Annotated in this window: 16 protein-coding genes and 1 pseudogene; 4 read left to right on the forward strand and 13 right to left on the reverse strand. The window is 72.4% G+C overall.

From position 1 onward, the window contains the following. Positions 1-457 precede the first annotated feature (457 nt). Positions 458-538, forward strand: a pseudogene (locus AB0C82_RS13850) (3-hydroxyacyl-CoA dehydrogenase family protein); the annotation flags it as partial. Between the two features lie 100 nt (positions 539-638). Here the strand turns inward: AB0C82_RS13850 and AB0C82_RS13855 are convergent. The 9 genes from AB0C82_RS13855 to infC all read right to left on the reverse strand — a co-directional run bounded on the left by AB0C82_RS13855 (position 639) and on the right by infC (position 10,595). Then, positions 639-1,169, reverse strand: a complete 531-nt coding sequence (locus AB0C82_RS13855) for an NUDIX hydrolase (protein ID WP_362840390.1) — start codon at positions 1,167-1,169, stop codon at positions 639-641. 88 nt (positions 1,170-1,257) lie between these two features. Continuing rightward, complete coding sequence (locus AB0C82_RS13860; protein WP_362840393.1) at positions 1,258-2,598, reverse strand: transcriptional regulator; 1,341 nt, start codon at positions 2,596-2,598, stop codon at positions 1,258-1,260. 432 nt (positions 2,599-3,030) lie between these two features. After that, positions 3,031-5,544: a phenylalanine--tRNA ligase subunit beta gene (pheT, locus tag AB0C82_RS13865; protein ID WP_362840396.1), complete on the reverse strand. Its 2,514-nt coding sequence runs from the start codon at positions 5,542-5,544 to the stop codon at positions 3,031-3,033. Continuing rightward, positions 5,544-6,683, reverse strand: coding sequence for a phenylalanine--tRNA ligase subunit alpha (gene pheS, locus AB0C82_RS13870; protein ID WP_362840399.1), 1,140 nt, complete (start codon positions 6,681-6,683; stop codon positions 5,544-5,546). Before pheS ends, pheT begins: the two co-directional genes overlap by 1 nt. Positions 6,684-6,853: 170 nt before the next feature. Next, complete coding sequence (locus tag AB0C82_RS13875; protein ID WP_362840402.1) at positions 6,854-8,020, reverse strand: ATP-binding protein; 1,167 nt, start codon at positions 8,018-8,020, stop codon at positions 6,854-6,856. A 100-nt stretch (positions 8,021-8,120) separates the two neighbouring features. Further along, the gene (locus AB0C82_RS13880; RefSeq protein ID WP_362840404.1) at positions 8,121-8,963 is read right to left on the reverse strand and encodes an RNA methyltransferase; all 843 of its coding nucleotides are present in this window, start codon (positions 8,961-8,963) and stop codon (positions 8,121-8,123) included. A gap of 115 nt (positions 8,964-9,078) precedes the next feature. Next, entirely contained in the window at positions 9,079-9,462 is a 384-nt protein-coding gene (gene rplT, locus AB0C82_RS13885; RefSeq protein ID WP_007457565.1) for a 50S ribosomal protein L20, read from the reverse strand. Positions 9,463-9,568: 106 nt separating this feature from the next. Continuing rightward, on the reverse strand, positions 9,569-9,763 hold the full coding sequence (rpmI, locus tag AB0C82_RS13890) for a 50S ribosomal protein L35 (RefSeq protein WP_173311612.1): 195 nt from the start codon (positions 9,761-9,763) through the stop codon (positions 9,569-9,571). A 124-nt stretch (positions 9,764-9,887) separates the two neighbouring features. Beyond that, positions 9,888-10,595, reverse strand: coding sequence for a translation initiation factor IF-3 (gene infC / locus AB0C82_RS13895; RefSeq protein ID WP_362840407.1), 708 nt, complete (start codon positions 10,593-10,595; stop codon positions 9,888-9,890). 364 nt (positions 10,596-10,959) lie between these two features. On the opposite strand from infC, the gene AB0C82_RS13900 reads away from it, so the two are divergent. Continuing rightward, complete coding sequence (locus AB0C82_RS13900; RefSeq protein WP_362840409.1) at positions 10,960-11,322, forward strand: DUF1844 domain-containing protein; 363 nt, start codon at positions 10,960-10,962, stop codon at positions 11,320-11,322. A gap of 90 nt (positions 11,323-11,412) precedes the next feature. Here the strand turns inward: AB0C82_RS13900 and AB0C82_RS13905 are convergent, their stop codons facing one another. Beyond that, positions 11,413-12,141: an SseB family protein gene (locus AB0C82_RS13905; protein WP_362840412.1), complete on the reverse strand. Its 729-nt coding sequence runs from the start codon at positions 12,139-12,141 to the stop codon at positions 11,413-11,415. Between the two features lie 315 nt (positions 12,142-12,456). On the opposite strand from AB0C82_RS13905, the gene AB0C82_RS13910 reads away from it, so the two are divergent. Then, positions 12,457-13,179 carry a serine hydrolase gene (locus AB0C82_RS13910; protein WP_362840414.1) on the forward strand — a complete coding sequence of 241 codons (723 nt, stop codon included), beginning with the start codon at positions 12,457-12,459 and terminating at the stop codon, positions 13,177-13,179. A 154-nt stretch (positions 13,180-13,333) separates the two neighbouring features. Here the strand turns inward: AB0C82_RS13910 and mycP are convergent, their stop codons facing one another. Both mycP and AB0C82_RS13920 read right to left on the reverse strand, forming a co-directional pair. After that, positions 13,334-14,524, reverse strand: a complete 1,191-nt coding sequence (gene mycP, locus AB0C82_RS13915) for a type VII secretion-associated serine protease mycosin (protein WP_362840417.1) — start codon at positions 14,522-14,524, stop codon at positions 13,334-13,336. Further along, positions 14,521-15,435, reverse strand: coding sequence for a hypothetical protein (locus AB0C82_RS13920; RefSeq protein WP_362840420.1), 915 nt, complete (start codon positions 15,433-15,435; stop codon positions 14,521-14,523). The genes mycP and AB0C82_RS13920 overlap by 4 nt, the downstream gene beginning before the upstream one ends. 1,006 nt (positions 15,436-16,441) lie before the next feature. On the opposite strand from AB0C82_RS13920, the gene AB0C82_RS13925 reads away from it, so the two are divergent. Continuing rightward, positions 16,442-17,644: an amino acid deaminase/aldolase gene (locus AB0C82_RS13925; RefSeq protein WP_362840423.1), complete on the forward strand. Its 1,203-nt coding sequence runs from the start codon at positions 16,442-16,444 to the stop codon at positions 17,642-17,644. A gap of 25 nt (positions 17,645-17,669) precedes the next feature. On the opposite strand, the gene AB0C82_RS13930 is transcribed toward AB0C82_RS13925, so the two are convergent. After that, the gene (locus AB0C82_RS13930) at positions 17,670-18,605 is read right to left on the reverse strand and encodes a DUF2510 domain-containing protein (RefSeq protein ID WP_362840426.1); all 936 of its coding nucleotides are present in this window, start codon (positions 18,603-18,605) and stop codon (positions 17,670-17,672) included. Between the last annotated feature and the right edge of the window lie 30 nt (positions 18,606-18,635).

The raw sequence follows: 18,635 nt of genomic DNA on the forward strand, positions 1-18,635 counted from the left end.
CGGCGGGCTGTCACCCTCCGCCAGGGCGCGGTCTGCCGTCGGGCAGATCCCCGGGGCACTGCCTACGCGGCCTCGGCAAGACCGCCGTCAACGGCCGATCCGGCCTCGCTGATACCCACGACCTCAAGCAAGACGCCGCGCGCGGCCAGCGCCTTCGCGGTCTGAGCGAGGGTGATCTGGGAGAAACCGAAGAGGGAATCAGGGGTGAGTTCAGGTGGATGGCGAGGACGAGGCGCTTGGGGAGGAAGTCGTTGGGCAGCGTGCGCCGGCCGTCGCTCGCAGTGCGAACGCGCTGGGCGAAGTTCGCCGTTGGCGACCGCGGAGTCGTACAGAACCTCGACGGCTACCCGGTCCTGGTTGTAGTACGCCGAGTACAAGGAGCCGCTCCCCCGCCGCTCCCTCGCTGCTCCCCCGCTGCTCCCCCGCTGCTCCCCCGCTGCTCCCCCGCTGCTCCCCCGCTGCTCCCCCGCTGCTCCAGCGCATGGTGGACGCGGGCCGCCTCGGCCGCAAGACGGGGTCCGGCTTCTACCCGTACTGAGTCACCCGCACGTCCGCGAACTGACTCACCGCACACGAGCGAAGGGCCGGCCGGGATCTCCCGGCCGGCCCTTCGCGTTCCCGGCCGCGTCCGATGTCCCTCAGCCCAGCCGCAGGTGATGGAGCATCAGCAGCCCGGCCGCCATGTTGGCCGCCGGTATCTCGCCGCGGGCGATCATGTCGGGCACCAGTTTGAGCGGGACCCACGCGCGGCGCGAGGACTCGAAGTCGTCCTCGGGATGGCCGGTGTACGTGGCCTCCCGGGACCAGTAGAGATGGTGCCGGGCGTCGATGAGGCCGTTGGCGGGCTCCACGGTCATCAGTGGCTCCAGCTCGCCGGGGCGCCAGCCGGTCTCCTCCTCCATCTCGCGGGCGGCGGCGGACGCGATGTCCTCGCCGTCCTCGACCACACCCGCCGCGAGCTCCCAGCCCCAGCTGTCGGTGATGAAGCGGTGCCGCCAGAGCAGCAGCACCTCGTTGGCCTCGTTGACGACGGTCGCCGCCGCGACCGGGCGGAGCCGGATGACGAAGTGATCGAGGTGCCGCCCATCAGGGAGGACGACATCCGCCAGATTGACCCGGAACCAACGGTTCTCGTACACCGTGTGCTCATTTAAGTTCGTCCACTGCACAGTATTGCCACCTTCCGACAGGTCGATGGCAATATCGGAGCAGGGACAGCCCTCCAGGGGAACGGACGGCGGGGCCGCGGGGCGGAGCTCACAGAGGCACGCGCAGCGCTCCGTCGATGATCCCGGCCGCCTCTTCGGCCTCCGCGCAGCCGCTCGCCGCCAGCTGTTCACGGACCGAGCTGAGCCGGTCGCGCAACCGCCTGGACTCCATTCCCCTGGCCCGTTCGGCCATGTCGGAGGCCGTGCGCGCCGCCCGGTCCGGCTCCCCCTGCAGCAGCTCGATATGGGTGAGCATCGCCAGCCGGTGTACCTGACCCCGGTCGTGCGCCGGGACGCGAACCGCCGCCGCCGCGTGCTCCCGGGCACCCGTGAGGTCCCCGAGTCCGAGCAGCGCCTCGGCCACCTGGACGTTGACCAGGCCCGGCTGGACGTATCCCGTCTCGTCCGGTTCCCGGCCCGGATGGATGCGGCCGGCCTCCGACTCCGCGCGGCGGATGCACGTACGGGCGCCGGCGCCGTCTCCGAGGTGGGCGTACGCCTTGGCCTGCATCGCGTACAGATCGGCCGCCAGCGCCGGGGTGATGTGGGTGCCCGCGGCCCGCAGAGCGGCTTCGGCGAAGGCGACCGACCGGCGGTACTCGGCCAGGAAGAGCGACTGGTTGACCAGCAGCGCGATCACGTAACCGCCCAGCCCCCGGTCGCCGCTGGCCTTGGCGAGACGCAGCGCCTGATGGAAGTAGCGCTGGGCCAGACCGTGGGCGTCGGAGTCGTACGCGCAGATCCCGGCGACCGCCACCAGGCCGCCCGCCGCCCGGTACAGCCGACGGCCCGTCATGTCGCTGTAGCCGCCGCGCAGCAGGGGTGCCGTCTCGGCGTTGAGGAAGCCGACGACGCGCGAACGGGTCGCGATACCACCGGCCTTGCGGTACATCTGCTCGTAGTGGGCGCGGGCCGCACGCAGCATCACGATGTCCGCCGGACCGACGCGGGCCGGACCGGGCCGGGAGACGTCGGCGTCCTCCGGAGGGTTCTCCCACTCCCAGACCGGCATCACCGCCGTCGTGCCGGTGACGGCGGGCGCTCCTACGACCTGCGGGCGCCGCTGTTCGTCGGAGCGCCACAGCGCGGTGGCACGCTCGACGAATCCGGTGAGGGTGGAACCGTGCACCGCCGTGCTCCCGCCGGAGGCTCCCATGCCGATGTCGTCGAGTGCGAGCGCGCGGCCCAGGCGCTCGCCGAGCACGTCGCAGATCAGATCCGGCACCTGACCGCGTGGGCGCTGCCCCTTGAGCCAGCGGGCCACCGCCGTGTGCTCGTACCGCAGTTCCAGTCCTCGGGCCCGGCCGGCCCGGTTGACGTGACAGGCGAGACCGGCTCGGGACACACCGGCCTCGTCGATCAGGGATTCGAGCAGGATGTTGGGCTCCATTGCCCCCCCAGTTGTGCTTCGCACCGAGCCTAGTGCAGCACGATTCACACGGGGTGTGAACGGAATGCCCGAACCGCCCGGCTACGCACTCTGTCGCGCGGTGGGGCGAATCGGTTGACTGGGTCGTCTCGCAAGAGGCGGCCGGGTCGTCGGCTCCCCCTCGTACAGTCGACGACCCGCACCCGCGCCGTCCGCTCTGCCGACCTGCCCAACACTCCGTGGCAGCGCGGACGGCGCCGGGCCGCACGACCCACTGCCCACGGATCGGAGGGTGGCTGCGGGGTCGGCCCGCAACCGGGTTCCCCCCGGCCCCGGGCCGGGCCCGCGTGCGGTCCCCCGCCTCGCAGCGAGCATGGAGGAGGGGCGTATCCGGTGGCCGGATACGCCCCTCCTCACTGGCTTGTCCCGTCGGCATGACCCGCCGGGCAGTCCCTACACGCCGCGCAGCACCGCACCGGTCCGCTCGGCGGCCAGGGCGACCGCCGTGCCACGGGCGGCCGAGGCCTCCTCGACGGTCAGCGTGCGGTCCGGGGCACGGAACCTCAGGGCGTACGCCAGGGACTTCTTGCCCTCGCCGATCTGGTCGCCGGTGAAGACGTCGAACAGCCGCAGCGATTCGAGGAGTTCACCCGCGCCCTCGCGCAGCGCACGCTCCACGTCGGCGGCGGTCACGTCCTGATCCACGATCAGCGCGACGTCCTGGGTCGCGACCGGGAAGGCCGAGATCCGGGGTGCCTGGAGGGCACCGTCGACGGCCTGCTCCAGGACGTCGAGCTCAACCTCCATGGCACAGGCGCGCTCGGGCAGGTGGAGGTCCTTGATGACCCGCGGGTGAAGCTCACCGGCGTGGCCGAAGAGCGTCTCCTCGCCGTTCACCGTGACGAACAGCGCGGCGCAGCGGCCGGGGTGCCACGGGGCGTGCTGGTCGCTGCGGACGATGAGCTCCACGCCCGCCTCGCCGGCGATCGTGCGAGCCGCCTCGATGGCGTCCGCCCAGTCGGCCGGGCGGCCCTTGCCCCACCAGCCGGCCTGCTCGCGGGCGCCCGCGAGGACGACGGCGGCGCGGCGCGGCTGACGCGGCAGGGCCGCGTCGAGTCCGGCGATCTCCTCGTCGGTGGGACGACGGTCGACAGGCAGCCGGACGGCCTGCGTCTCGGTGCCGGTCGGCCGGAAGACCAGACCCGTCTCGAAGAGCGCAAGGTCGTGGCTGCCGCGGCCGTCGTTGCGCCGCAGCGCGCCGAGGAGACCCGGCAGCAGCGTGGTGCGCAGCGACGGCTCCTCGTCGGAGAGCGGGTTGACGAGCGTGACCGTGCGGCGGCGGGCGTCGTCCTTGTCCAGACCGAGCTGGTCCAGGGCGGCGTCGCCGATGAACGGGTAGCTGAGCGCCTCGACGTAGCCCGCTCCGGCGAGCGCCCGGCCGATGCGGCGGTGCAGCCGCTGGCGGTCGGTGAGCCCACGGCCGGACGGCGGCGTCGGAAGGGTCGACGGAAGGTTCTCGTAGCCCTCCAGCCGGATGACCTCTTCGGCCAGGTCGTTCGGCTCGGCCAGGTCGGGGCGCCAGGACGGCACCGTGACGATCAGCTCGTCCTGCCCGTAGACGTCGCAGCCGACCTGCTGGAGGCGGCGTACGACGGTCTCCCGGCCGTACGCGACTCCGGCCACCCGGTCGGGGTGGTCGGCCGGCATGGCGATGGTGTGGGGCGCGGACGGGGCGCTGATCTCGGTGACACCCGACTCCGCGGTGCCGCCCGCGAGGAGGACCAGGAGGTCCACCGTGCGCTGCGCGGCGGCGGCGGCCGCGGCCGGGTCGACGCCGCGCTCGAAGCGCTTGGACGCCTCGGAGGACAGCTTGTGACGGCGCGCGGTGCGGGCGATGGAGATCGCGTCGAAGTGCGCCGCCTCGATGACGACCGAGGTGGTGGTGTGCTCACCGGCCGCGGCGTCCGCGATCTCGGTGTTGGCGCCGCCCATGACACCCGCGAGGCCGATCGGCCCGCGGTTGTCGGTGATGACGAGGTCCTCGGCGTCCAGGACGCGCACGGTGCCGTCGAGCGTGGTGAGCTTCTCGCCCTGCTGGGCGCGGCGCACGCCGATCGGTCCGTCGACGAGGGTCCGGTCGTAGGCGTGCAGCGGCTGGCCGAGTTCGATCATCACGTAGTTGGTGACGTCGACGGCGAGCGAGATCGGGCGCATCCCGGCCTTCTGCAGACGGCGCTGCAGCCAGATCGGGGAACGCGCCTCGGGCTCGAGACCGACCACGGTGCGCGCGGTGAAGCGGTCGCAGCCGAAGGGGTCGGACACCTGCACCTGGTAGCCGAACGCGTTCGGCGCGGGGACGTCCAGGAGGGCCGGGTCGCGCAGCGGCAGCCCGTACGCGATGGCCGTCTCGCGGGCGACTCCGCGCATGGACAGGCAGTAGCCGCGGTCCGGCGTGACGGCGATGTCGAGGACCTCGTCGACGAGCTCCAGGAGCTCGATCGCGTCGGTGCCGACCTCGTGCTCCGGCGGCAGCACGATGATGCCGTGCGTGCCGTCGTCGCCCATGCCGAGCTCGTCGGTGGAGCAGATCATGCCGTGGGACGTCTTGCCGTACGTCTGACGTGCGGCGATGGCGAAGTCACCGGGCAGCACGGCGCCGGGGAGTACCACGACGACCTTGTCGCCGACGGAGAAGTTGCGGGCTCCGCAGACGATCTCCTGCGGTTCGCCGGTGCCGTTGGCCGTGCCGACGTCGACCGTGCAGAAGCGGATGGGCTTCTTGAAGCCCTCCAGCTCCTCGATGGTCAGGACCTGTCCGACGACCAGCGGGCCCTTGAGGCCGGCACCGATCTGCTCGACGGTCTCGACCTCCAGTCCCACGGCGACGAGCTTGGCCTGTACGTCACGGCCGGTCTCCGTCGCCGGCAGGTCGACGTACTCCCGCAGCCAGGAAAGCGGGACGCGCATCAGATCTCCATCCCGAACGGCCGGGTGAACCGGACGTCACCCTCGACCATGTCTCGCATGTCTTCGACGTTGTGGCGGAACATCAGCATTCGCTCGATGCCGAACCCGAAGGCGAATCCGCTGTACTTCTCGGGGTCGACCCCGCAGGCGATGAGCACCTTCGGGTTGACCATGCCGCAGCCGCCGAGCTCGATCCAGCCCTCGCTGCCGCAGGTGCGGCAGGGGCGGTCCGGGTTGCCGACGGACTCGCCGCGGCAGACGTAGCAGACCATGTCCATCTCGGCGGACGGCTCGGTGAACGGGAAGAAGTTCGGCCGCAGCCGGGTCTTCATGTCCGGGCCGAAGAGCGCCTGGACCATGTGGTCGAGGGTGCCCTTGAGGTCGGCCATGGTGAGGCCCTCGTCGACGGCCAGCAGCTCGATCTGGTGGAAGACCGGGGTGTGCGTGGCGTCGAGCTCGTCGGTGCGGTAGACCCGGCCGGGGCAGACCACGTAGACGGGGGGCTTCCTGCTGAGCAGGGAGCGCGCCTGGACCGGCGAGGTGTGCGTGCGCAGCACGATGCCGGACTCGTCGCCCGTGGTCGCCTTGCCGTCGGGCGTGGTGCCCTGGACGAAGAAGGTGTCCTGCATCTGCCGGGCCGGGTGGTCGGGCACGAAGTTCAGGGCGTCGAAGTTGAACCACTCCGCCTCGACCTCGGGGCCCTCGGCGATCTCGTAGCCCATCGCCACGAAGACGTCGGCGACGCGCTCCATGATGGTGGTCAGCGGGTGCCGGGCGCCCGCGGGTGTCCTGTCGTACGGCAGCGTGACATCGACTGCCTCCTCGACCAGGACCCGGGCGTCCCGCTCCGCCTCCAGCTCCGCCTGACGGGCGGCGAAGGCCTTGGAGACGGCGCCGCGGGCCTGGCCCACGCGCTTGCCCGCCTCTGCCTTGGCCTGCGGCGGCAGTGCGCCGATCTCCCGGTTGGCGAGGGACAGGGGTGAGGTACCACCGGTGTGCGCGGTCTTCGCCTGGGCGAGCGCGTCGAGGTCGTCGGCGGCGGCGAAGGCGGCGAACGCCTCGTCCCGCATACGCTCGATCTCTTCCGGTTTCAGTGCCTCGACCTCGACTGGGTCGTACGACTTGTTCGGTGCCGACATCTCTTCCCGTGCTTCCGATTGGCTGGTGGCGCGGCCCCGCTCGACGACTGGAGGACGCAAAGGTGCCAAAGGTCGAGTCTAAGGGCCGCAGGGAGGCGAAGAAGCCCGTGGGCAGCTCAAGCCCTCCCGTCGCCCGCCGCCGCCCTGTCTGATTCGCTGCGCGAAATTCCTTATGTCAAGTAGGCCGGGGTGCTCACAGGCAGGATAAATCGGAACTGGGCCCCGCCGCCGGGTGCCCGGTCGACGGTGATCGTGCCGCCGTGGGCCTCGACGATGCCCTTGACGATGTACAGGCCCAGGCCCGTACCGCCGCGCTTGCTCCCCCGCCAGAAGCGGGTGAAGACACGGCCCATCGACTCCTCGGGGATGCCGGGACCTTCGTCGCTCACGGTGACTGCCGTTCCTGTCTCGTCACTCTTGGCCGGCGCGGATGCGGGGGCGATCTCAATGGTGACGGTTCCCTCGCCGTGGCGCACCGCGTTTTCCAGGAGGTTGCCGAGGACCTGGTCGACCTTGTCGGGGTCGGCCCACAGCGTGGGCAGCGGCTGCTGGGTGCGGACGAGGAAGCGGCCGGGAGCCTGACCGGTCGCGATGTGGGCCTGTACGTGGCGTTCGACGGCGGCGGAGATGTCGACGGGCTGGCGGCGCAGCTCCAGACGGCCCGAGTCGATCCGGGAGATGTCGAGCAGCTCGGCGATGAGCCGGGTGACACGGTTGGCATCGGCGTCGACCGTCTCCAGCATCAGCCGCTTCTGGTCGTCGGTGAACCGCTCCCACTTCGCCAGCAGGGTCGCGGTGAAGCCCTTGACCGAGGTCAGTGGGGAGCGCAGCTCGTGGGCGACGGTGGCGATGAGCTCGGCGTGGCTGAGTTCGGTACGGCGGCGGGCCTCGGTGCCCCGCAGGGAGACCACCAGCCGGCGCACCGGCCCGGTCGGGCTCTCGCGGACGTACCGTGCGGAGACGAGGACCTCGCGTCCGCCGGGCAGGAGGAGATTCCGCTCGGGCTGGCCGACGCGGATGGCCAGCCCCCCGTACGGGTCCGTCAGGGTCCACCAGCGCCGGCCCTTGAGGTCTTCGAGGGGCAGCGCGTGTTCGAGCTGGCGGCCCAGCGCGGCGGCGCGCGGAACGGCGGTGATCCGGGCCGCGGCGGAGTTGAAGCAGACGACCCTGCCGGTCTCGTCGGCGATGACGAGACCGTCGGGCAGGTCGTCCGGGTCCAGGTCACCGGCGCCGAGGGCGAGGTCGCCGACCGGCCCTTCCGGCGGTGCGGGTTCGGCGGCTGCGGCGCGCACGACGGCCGTGTGTGTCTCTCGCGGCCTGCTCATGCCGACTGCCATATTGCCGTACCCCACCTCTCGAACCGGTGCAGTGGGCCCCCGAGTTCGTCACCCTACTAGTCGTCGGTGAACGAGCGACACCCTGCGGGATCGAAAGGCCCTAGCCGTCTGTGCGGCGCGGGCGCTGGGCGCGGGCGGAGGCGTACAGGCATACGGCCGCCGCCGTCGCGAGGTTGAGGCTCTCCGCCTTGCCGTGGATCGGCACCCGGACCACCGCGTCGGCCAGGGCCCGCGTCTCCTCGGGGAGCCCCCAGGCCTCGTTGCCGAAGACCCAGGCTGTCGGCCCGCCCATGGTGCCGGCGTCCAGTTCGTCGTCGAGGTCGTCGTCGCCCGCGCCGTCCGCGGCGAGGATGCGTACGCCCGCGTCCCGCAGCCCGCGCACGGCCTGCTCGACGGGCACGCCCACGGCCACCGGCAGGTGGAACAGCGAACCGACGGACGCCCGCACCGACTTGGGGTTGTAGAGGTCCACGGACGCGTCGGTCAGTACGACGGCGTCGGCTCCCGCCGCGTCGGCGCAGCGCAGCACCGTGCCGGCGTTCCCGGGGTCCCTGACGTTGGCGAGCACGGCGACGAGTTTCGGCTTCGCGGCGAGGATGTCCTCGAACGGCGAGTCGAGGAAGCGGCAGACCCCGATGAGGCCTTGCGGGGTGACGGTCTGGGACACGTCGGCGAGTACGTCGCCGTCGGCGAGATGGACCCGGGCGCCCGCGGCGTGGGCGGCGTCGACGATGTCGGCGTACCGCTCGGCGGCCTCCACGGTGGCGAAGAGCTCGATCAGCGTCGGCTCACCGTCGCCGCCCCGGTGCCCTGCGGCCTCGCGCACGGCCTGCGGCCCCTCGGCGATGAACCTGCGCTCCTTGCCCCGGAAGTTTCGCCGGGCCAGCCGTCGGGCGGCTGCGACGCGCGGCGACCGCGAGGAGATCAGTTCGGGGATGCCCATGGTCGGCGGCGCGCCTCTCTGCGTACGGCGGAACGAGAACGGGGGTGCAACGCACCGGACCCGCAGACGGCTGGCGCCTGCGGGTCCGGCTCGATACCTGGAAGGACTGCCTGGATCAGGCGGCCTTCGGGGCGTTGACGTCGCTCGGGAGGGCCTTCTGGGCCACCTCGACGAGCGCGGCGAACGCGTTGGCGTCGTTGACCGCGAGCTCGGCCAGGATCTTGCGGTCCACCTCGATGTTGGCGGCCTTCAGACCCTGGATGAGGCGGTTGTACGTCATGCCGTTCTGGCGGGCAGCGGCGTTGATGCGCTGGATCCACAGCTGACGGAAGTCGCCCTTGCGCTTCTTGCGGTCGTTGTAGTTGTAGACCAGGGAGTGGGTGACCTGCTCCTTGGCCTTGCGGTACAGGCGCGAACGCTGACCGCGGTAACCCTTTGCCGCCTCGAGAATTGCCCGGCGCTTCTTGTGGGCGTTGACTGCCCGCTTGACGCGTGCCACTTGTTAACTCCTTGTAGCGGGGCCGTGGTCGGTACTCACACGGCCCGGAAACGAATTGGTCCCGGTCGGATCGAGATCGCGCCCCCTGATGAGCGGGGGCGACGACTCACTTGCCGAGAAGCTTCTTGATCTTCTTGGCGTCGGCCGGAGCCACGACGACCGTGCCGGACAGCGAGCGGGTCTTCTTGGACGACTTGTGCTCGAGCAGGTGGCGCTTGCCGGCCTTCTCGCGGAGCACCTTGCCGGAGCCGGTGATCTTGAAGCGCTTGCTGGCACCGCTGTGCGTCTTGTTCTTCGGCATCGCGCCGTTCTCTCCTCGTCAGTGGCGCCCCTCGCGGTGCGGGGCACCGGACTGCAGGGGCGTCAGATCTTTGGTGGGATATTCCGCGGGGACCTGGGGGCGCCTGGATGGCGACCCCCAGAGGTCACGCCTCGGAAGGTGTCTCTGCCTGGGCCTCGGCAGCTTCGGCCGGAGCCTCGGCTGCGTCGCCCTCGGACTCGGCGTCGTGGGCGTAACCCTGACGCTCCGCCTTGCGGGCGGCCTGGGCCTCACGGGCCTCGGCCATGGCTTCGGTCTTCTTCTTGTGCGGGCCCAGAACCATGATCATGTTCCGGCCGTCCTGCTTCGGGTTGGACTCGATGAAGCCGAGGTCCTCCACGTCCGAAGCGAGACGCTGGAGCAGTCGGAAGCCCAGCTCGGGGCGGGACTGCTCACGACCACGGAACATGATCGTGATCTTGACCTTGTCACCCTGCTTGAGGAACCGAACGACGTGACCCTTCTTGGTGTCATAGTCGTGCGGGTCGATCTTCGGCCGGAGCTTCATTTCCTTGATGACCGTGTGCGCCTGGTTCTTGCGCGCCTCACGGGCCTTCATGGCCGACTCGTACTTGAACTTCCCGTAGTCCATGAGCTTGCACACGGGGGGACGGGCTGTCGCCGCCACCTCGACCAGGTCGAGGTCATACTCCTGTGCGAGCTCCAGGGCCTTGGCAAGCGGAACAATCCCGACCTGCTCGCCGCTGGGACCGACAAGTCGCACCTCGGGAACGCGAATCCGGTCGTTGATGCGGGGCTCGGCGCTGATGGATCCTCCTCGGTAGCACCACGTGGCCGCCTGGCGGACAGCCACGTAACGTCTGTTTCGAAAGACCAACCGTGACGGGACACGAAAAATGCCCCGGACGGGACACAGGCGGGGCTCCTGGAAATACCGGAACACCGCCGCGTCAACCGCGGGGCGCATCGGGCAGCTCCATCGTCCGTACGGAACGATGGGCGCCACCTGACCGGTGACCCGCTGTCCCGGAGGACAGTCAGGTGGGAGATCGGAGCCTCCACTTGTGGGCCGAGCACATAGGTGTCCGGCCGGTCGTTACACAAGGTTAGCAGCTCCGGCCGGGTGCCGCGAACCCATGAGGCGTCGCCGGCCGGGGCAGGGCGTGGAGCCTCTCCCGCAGTCGGGGGCGCCTGAGCATGGCCTTATCGTGTGGGACATGAGTGACGCGACCCCCCGCAGTGAATCCCCCGGCTTCGACGACATGGCCCGCGATATCGCGGAGGTCCCCGCGGTCGAGGTGATCGTGACGGTCGCCGTGAACCTGATGAGCGCAGCCGCCGTGAAGCTCGGCCTCACCGAGGACGGCGACGAGCACAAGGACCTGGACGAGGCCCGCAAGCTGGTGCACGCCCTGGCGGGCCTGCTCGACGCGAGCACGACCGAGATCAGCACCTTCCACGCGTCCCCGCTGCGTGACGGCCTGAAGTCGCTCCAGCTGGCGTTCCGCGAGGCGTCCTCCGTACCGGACGAGCCCGGTCAGGGCCCGGGCGAGAAGTACACGGGACCTGTCTACGGCTAGTCCCTGCCCTCGGCCGTCCGCCCATTCCTCCCTACGACGCGAGCCCGCAGCCTGTGACAGGTTGCGGGCTCGCCTCATACGTGTGCGGGGTCAGCGGGTGAACAGGGGTGCGTTCGGGGCGGCGGCGCCGGCCGGCAGCAGTGCCAGGTCCAGTCCGCGTACCAGGCGGGCACGCAGCGCCTCACTGGCCGCCAGCGCCCCGGCCAGCCGCTGCGCGGCCTCGGCGGGAACGGCGTCCGGGGTGAGGACCACCGCCACGATGCCGTCGGCCGGTCCGGGGCCCAGGTGGGCCCGGACCACGGCGGGTTCGGCGGCGACGACGTCCCGTACCGCCGCGACGACGGCCGGATCGTCGAGCGGGTCGGCGCTGGCACGGTTCTCGGCGAGGGCACGCAGCGCGGAACCGGTCAGCTCGAACGCGACGGGGCCGGCGAGGTCGAGCACCACGGTGTCCGCCTTCTCGTGGGCGGCGGCCTGGAGCGCCTGGTGCAGGGGTACGGCGACGGGCCGCGCCTCCGGGTCCCAGAGGGCCAGCGAAGCGGTGGAGGTGAAGGCGGGCAGAGCGCGCCGGTCACCGGCCTGGAGGGTGGGGACGGCCATGTCGCTCGTCTTCTCGCGGCGCAGCCCGTTCTCGTCCTCCTCCACCTCGCCGAGCACGGCGACGACCGGAACGAGCAACCGGGCGCCCAGCAGCGCCTCGAGGACCGGGCCGACGGCCTTCCGGTCCTGTGACCAGGCGGCGAGTGCCGCGGTCAGCTCGGGAGATGCCGTGCCGTCGTCGTCGGAGAAACCGGGGTCCGGAATGTTCTTGAGCGCCACGGGACGAGCGTAGTCGGTCGGCTTCCTCCTGCCGGCGACAGGTCGGGTCCTCCTCCCGATGACAGGCCGGACACGTCGGACACAGATGCTGCCTGGTGCCCTCGACGACGTGCGGAGCATGACCCGCCACAGGATGCGCGGCTCCATGGGCTCCACCTCCGTGACCGGTGCTGCTCGCGGGCCCGGCCCGCTGGTTCGGCCGCGGGGGCGCGTTCCCGGTGGGTCGGCCGCCCGGTCACGGAGCCGTCGCTCCCTCGTCCGTATCGTCCGCTGCGAGTCCGCCGGCAGCGGCGGCGACGAGCGAGGGAGGCCGGGGTGGATCTCGACGCGGAACTGAAGGATGCGGTGGCGCCACTGATCGGTGGCGGAGCGGTGTCGGTGGCCGTGGACGGCGGGAGCGGTGCCCTCGCGGTATACGGGGACGCGGCCACGTACGACACCGCCAGCATCGTCAAAGTGAACGTGCTGGTGGCCCTCCTGCTCCTCGTCCAGGACGAGCGACGTGAGCTGAGCGGCGCCGAGCACGGCTTCGCGGAGGCGATGATCCGGCGCAGCGACAACACGTCGGCCACCCGGTTGTGGCGGGTGATCGGCGGTGCGGAGGGGCTCGACGCGGCCAATGCCCGCCTCGGGCTGACGTCGACGACCGCCGCGAACGCGTGGGGGCTGACGCGGACGACCGCGTCGGACCAGGTGCGTCTGCTCCGGGCGGTCTTCGGTCCGGCCGGGGAGTCCCCGCTGTCCCCGGATTCCCGGGCGTACGTGGGGGAGCTGATGGGAGAGGTCGAGGCGGACCAGCAGTGGGGGGTGTCGGCTGCGGGCACCGGCTGGTCGCTGAAGAACGGCTGGATGCCACGGACCACGACCGGGCTGTGGGACGTCAACAGCATCGGCCGGGTCGTCGCCGACGGGCGTAGCCATCTGGTCGCCGTGCTCTCCGACGGGCACGCCACGAAGGAGGCGGGGATCGCGCTCGTCGAGTCGGTGGCCCGGGCGGCGGTCGGGGTGGTCGCGAAGGCGGCCGGCGGCACGGCCTAGGGCCACTCCTTCGGACCAGGCGGGACCAGGCCGGAACAGGGAGCGGGGTCCGGTGCCTGCGGCTGCGGGACGGAGCGTGGGTGATGGACGACGACGCCGCAGGCGCTCGTGCCGGACTTCCTGCGCCCGGCACGAGCCGGACGACAGGGCCTGGCTAGGCGCCCCGGCCTTCCCTGGCCCGCCACAGGGCGACGGCAAGAGCCAGCAGCACGGCGCCGAGTCCGCCGGCGGTGGGGGCCAGCCAGCTCGCCGGGCCGTCGTCCTCGGTCCGTTGCGTGGGGCCGGGGCCGAAGTACTGCTTGGCGTAACCGGTCGCGGCGGAGTCCGGGTTCCTGGCGGTACGGATGCGCGATCCGGCCTCGATCGCGGCGGCCGGGTCGACGAGTCCGTATCCCCTCGCGTCGTCGCGGCCTTCCGGTGGCGAGTTGCGGGCGGTGTCCGCGAGGAGCTTCTTGATCTGGGCGGGGGTCAGGTCCGGGTGGGCGGCGCGAACCAGGGCGACGGCCCCGGAGACGAACGCGGCGGCCGCGGAGGTGCCCCACTCGATGTAGTAGTGACGGTCCGGGTTGGCCACGACGACGTCGACACCGGGTGCGCTGACGGTGGCGTACCACCGGCGGGTGGAGAACGCGGCGTGCGTGCCGTACTTGTCGACGGCCGCGACCGCGATCACGCCGGGATAGGCGGCCGGGTACGAGATGCGGTCGCCCTTCTCGCCGCTGTTGCCGGCCGACGCGACGACGGAGACGCCCTTGGCCAGGGCGTACTGGACGGCGGCGTCCTCGCTGGGGTCGGGGTGAGCGGACTTGCTGTCGTCGCCGAGGGAGAGGTTGATGACGTCCGCGCCCTGGTCGGTGGCCCAGCGGATGCCGTCCGAGAGGGCGGTACCGCGTGATGCGCGTGCCTTCGCGCGGGACCGGTCGCTGGACTCCAGGATCACCCGGCCGGGCAGGATCTTGGCTTCGGGGGCGATACCGAGCACGCCGCTGCCCCTGCCCGGGCCGTTACCCCGGCCCGCGATGATTCCGGCCATCGCGGTGCCGTGCAGCGCCCAGGCCCGGTCGCCGCGCTCGGCGCCGAAGCCGATCAGGTCCTTGCCGGGCAGTACCTGGCCCGCGAGGTCGGGGTGCTCGGCGTCGACACCCGTGTCCAGGACGGCGACCTTGATGCCCTCGCCCTTGGTCGTCTGCCAGGCCCGCTCGGTGTGGAGCGCTTCGAGCCCCCACTGCTGGTCACGGATGCCGTCGGCGTGGGCGGGTGCGGCGGGGACCAGGGTGAGAGCGGTGGCGGCGCAGGCCGCCGCGAGGGCCCGGCGGCGGCGTCCGGGCGGGCGTCGGCGGTTCATTCGGGCTGCTCCGTGAGCTCGGTGACGGTCTTGCGCAGGCCGCGCTCCACCCGGTCCGCGACACCCTTCGCCTCGTGGCCGAGCCCGGCCTGCGCGACGGCCGTCGTCGCGCCCGCGGCCATGGCCTCGGCGGCGGGCTGCGGCTCGGTGACCGGGCGTCCGTCGGCGAAGCCGGAGACGGCGAAGACGACGACGGGCACCTCGGTCAGGACGTGCACGGTCCAGCTGGCACGCTGCCGGTCGCCGAAGCCGGCGGCGACGGTCCCCTCGGGGGCGTACGTGCGGGGCATCAGGTCGGCGCGCCCGTCGAGTCGCTGGCCCGTGAACCGGGTGCTCAGCGCCCTCATCCCCTCGGAGTCCGCCTCGGTGAAGACCATTCCGACGGTGACGACGCTGCTGTTGGTCGCGTCGGTGTAGGTGGCCCGCACCATGCGGTCGCAGCCGACGGGGCGCAGCGTCTTCAGGAGCAGTGGGTCCAGCCCTTTGGCGCAGGTGCTGTCCGGGGCGACGGCGACCCGGGTCCAGACGCGGTCCGTGGCCCCGGGGCCCGCGCCGTCGCCCTTGAGCGTTGCCGGGAAGAGGGTGCCGACGGGCACGCTGTGCCAGGCGGTGCGGCCCTCGCTGTACGCGGTGCGGGCACCGGAGTCGGCCGAGGAGTCCCCGGTGAGCCAGGCCCCGGTGACCGCGCCCCCGATCAGCCCGAGCCCGAGCACGACACAGGCCGCGGCGCCCAGGGTCCGCGCGGGGTGGCGCGGGCGCACGGGGCGCAGCCGGGTGGTGGTCTCGACGGGCGTCTCGGGGAAGGTGTAGCGGGGCGGGGCGAAGGTGTTGGGGTACGGGTGCGGTTGCTGGTGCGCGTGATGGTGCGGGTAGGGCGCCGGGGCGGATCCGGGCGCCGCGGAGAGATCCACGGCTCCTACGGGCCTGCGGCGCGTGACGGGGGGCGGCGGCCCTGCGGGCACCCCGGGATGCGGCCCGGCTGCGGGGCCGGCTCCGAACCCCGCGACCGGGCCGGCCGGAGGCACGGGCCGCAACCGCGTGGTCGTCTCGACGGGCGAGGGCGGGGCGGGCGGGACCTGCCCGGGCTGCGGCCGGCTCGGGGGCTGGTTCGGAGGCTGGTTCGAAGGCCGGCTCGGCGCGGGGCGGGCGGGGGGCTGCGGCTGAGCGGGGGTGGGCTGCTGGTGGGGGGCGTGCGTGGGTGGCTGCGGCGTGGGGGCGGAAGCGGGTGCTGGGGCCGGTGCCGGAGCCGGCTGCTGGTGCACGGCGGGGGACGGCTTCGCCTGATCCGAGGCGGAGGGCTGCTGCCGCGGTGCGGGAGCCGACGGCTGGGGCTGCTCCTGCCGCTGTGCCGGGGCGGACGGCCGGGGCTGCGAGGGCTGCTGGGCCGGAGCCGATGTCTCGGGCTGCTCCTGCCGCTGTGCCGGGGTGAACGGCCGGGGCTGTGAGGGCTGCGGCGATGCGGCAGGTGCCGTCGGCTGAGGCTGCGTGGGAGCGGGAGCCGGAGCGGGCGACCGCTGCTGCTGCGGGGCGCGGGTGGGCGGTTCCTGGCGGGGTGCGGCGGCCGGCGGCTGCCCGCGATCCGGTGGCGATGCCGGAGCCGGCGGCTCCTGCCCGGCCGGTGTGTTCCGGTGGGAGGGCTCCGGGGGCTGCGGTGCGTCGTGACGGGCCGTCGCCGGAAGGGGCGGCGTGGTCGGGCGGGGCGGCACGGGAGCGCGTTGCGCCTCGGTACTCATCCGGCCCCCTGGTTCGCGTCCTCGTACCGCCCGCGGACCACCCTCACGGGCGGGCCCGTTGGTCAGCGCGTGACGGTCACTCTACGGGTTCGCGGGCGCCCCTCGGGAACGGACTCCACGGCTCGGGGGATCTGCCCCGATCGTCCCCCTACCCAGGGGTACGGGTGTCTGGCAAGCTGCGGCCATGACTGCCCGAGCCGCTGACCGGACCCGCTACGACCGGGCCACCGCCCATCTCGACGCCCCGCTCGCCGTGGTCGATCTGGAGGCGTTCGACGCCAACGCGGACGATCTGGTGAGCCGGGCCGCGGGCAAACCGGTCCGGGTGGCGAGCAAGTCGGTGCGCTGCCGGGCCCTCCTGGAGCGGGTGCTCGCACGTCCCGGTTTCGCGGGGATCATGTCGTTCACCCTGGCGGAGTCGCTGTGGCTGGCCCGTGCCGGTTTCGAGGACGTCCTGCTGGCGTATCCGTCGGCCGACCGGGCCGCCTACGCCGAGCTGGCCGGGGATCCGAAACTCGCCGGGGCGGTGACCGTCATGGTCGACGACGTGTCCCAGCTGGAGCTGATCGACGCCGCGCGGGCCGGTGGCCGGGAGGAGATCCGGGTCTGTCTCGAGCTGGACACCTCGCTGCGGCTGCTCGGCGGCCGCGTCAGGATCGGGGCGCTGCGCTCGCCCCTGCGCTCGCCCGCCCAACTGGCGGATCTGGCGCGCTCGGTGGCCCGCAGGCCGGGCTTCCGGCTGGTGGGGCTCATGGCGTACGAGGGCCATGTCGCCGGTGTCGGTGACTCCGTCGCAGGGCGGCCGCTGCGCTCACGGGCGGTGCGGCTGATGCAGACCGCGGCCCGTAGGGAACTGGCGGCGCGGCGGGCCGAGGTGGTGCGCGCGGTCCGCGCGGTCACCCCGGACCTGGAGTTCGTGAACGGTGGCGGCACCGGCAGTGTGCAGCACACGGCCGCGGAGTCCGCGGTGACGGAGATCGCGGCCGGATCGGGTCTCTACGTACCGCGGCTCTTCGACAACTACACGTCGTTCACGGGCCGCCCGGCCGCCCTGTTCGCCCAGCCGGTGGTCCGGCGGCCCGGCGTCGGTGTGGTGACGGTGCTCGGTGGCGGCTATCCGGCGTCCGGGGCCGCGGGGCCCGACCGGCTGCCCGTCCCGTATCTGCCGGAGGGGCTGCGCTACGACCCGCAGGAGGGTCCCGGTGAGGTGCAGACCCCGCTGATCGGCTCCCCCGCCGACGATCTCCTGATCGGCGACAAGGTGTGGTTCAGGCACGCGAAGGCCGGTGAGCTCTGCGAGCGCTTCGCCGAGCTCCAGCTGATCGAGGGGGACCGGATCACGGCCACCGTGCCGACGTACCGAGGAGAGGGCCGGACGTTCCTCTGACCGGCCGGTGGCCGAGGTCGGGGGATCAGGGAGCGATCGAGCTGCCCACTCCCCCGCTCGTCGCGCTGTCGCCGATCGGGCGGATGCCCCTGGTGATGGTGTCCATGAGGGTGAGCGGCAGGTCGTCCTCGCCCGCGTCGAAGGCGAAGCGCACGACGACGGGTGTCTCACTGCCCACGGCCGAGGGGAAGACGAGGGACTGCACATAGCCGCCCGGCCCCTTGCCCGTGGTGACCCGCCAGCGCACCAGATAGCCACTGCGCCCGGCCACGGCGACCGAGGTGGACGCGAGCTCCTTGTGGGACACGATGCCGCCGTGGATGCGGCTGCCGAGGGAGTTCTCGTCGTACGCGTTCTTCGCGGCGGTCCTGATGTCCCGCTTCGCCAGCGCCTCGACGGAGGTGAGATCGCCGGTCGCCGTGCTGCTGCTGACCGTGCCGTGGTAGCAGAGGCTCCCCGAGTTGCCGGGGCAGCGGTAGGAGACGAGCGTTCGCATCGCCGTCGTCGCCTGTTCCAGGGTGTTCTCCGGCTTCCCCCACCCCTCCGGCACGGGCAGGGTGATGCCGTTGAGCTGGTCGACGAGGACCTCGGGGTCGTCCGTCGGCGTGGCGCCGGGCGTCGGCGCGTCCGATGACGCGCTGCCCGTGGGGGCGGGGGCCGAACTGCTCGGCGCCGGCTTCGCGTCCCCGCCGCCGTCGTCCTTGCCGAGCAGTACGGCGCCGGTGACCACCGCACCGACGACGACAAGGCCCGCCAGGGCCGTGGCGATGATTCGGGTGCTGCCGCCGGGGCGCCGCGGCTGCGGTACGCCGGACGCCCCCGTGGCGTACGCCTGGTGCGCACCGGGCGCGACGGTGCCGGGCAGGCGGGTGTGCGCGGTCCAGGCGACGCCGTCCCACCAGCGCTCGGTGCCGGGTGTTGCGGCGTCCGGATACCAGCCGGGCGGTGTCGCGTTGGTCATCCGCCCACTCTAGAGTCCGCGTTCGAGGCC

Source organism: Streptomyces sp. NPDC048560, from assembly GCF_040650955.1.
Lineage (GTDB): Bacteria > Actinomycetota > Actinomycetes > Streptomycetales > Streptomycetaceae > Streptomyces.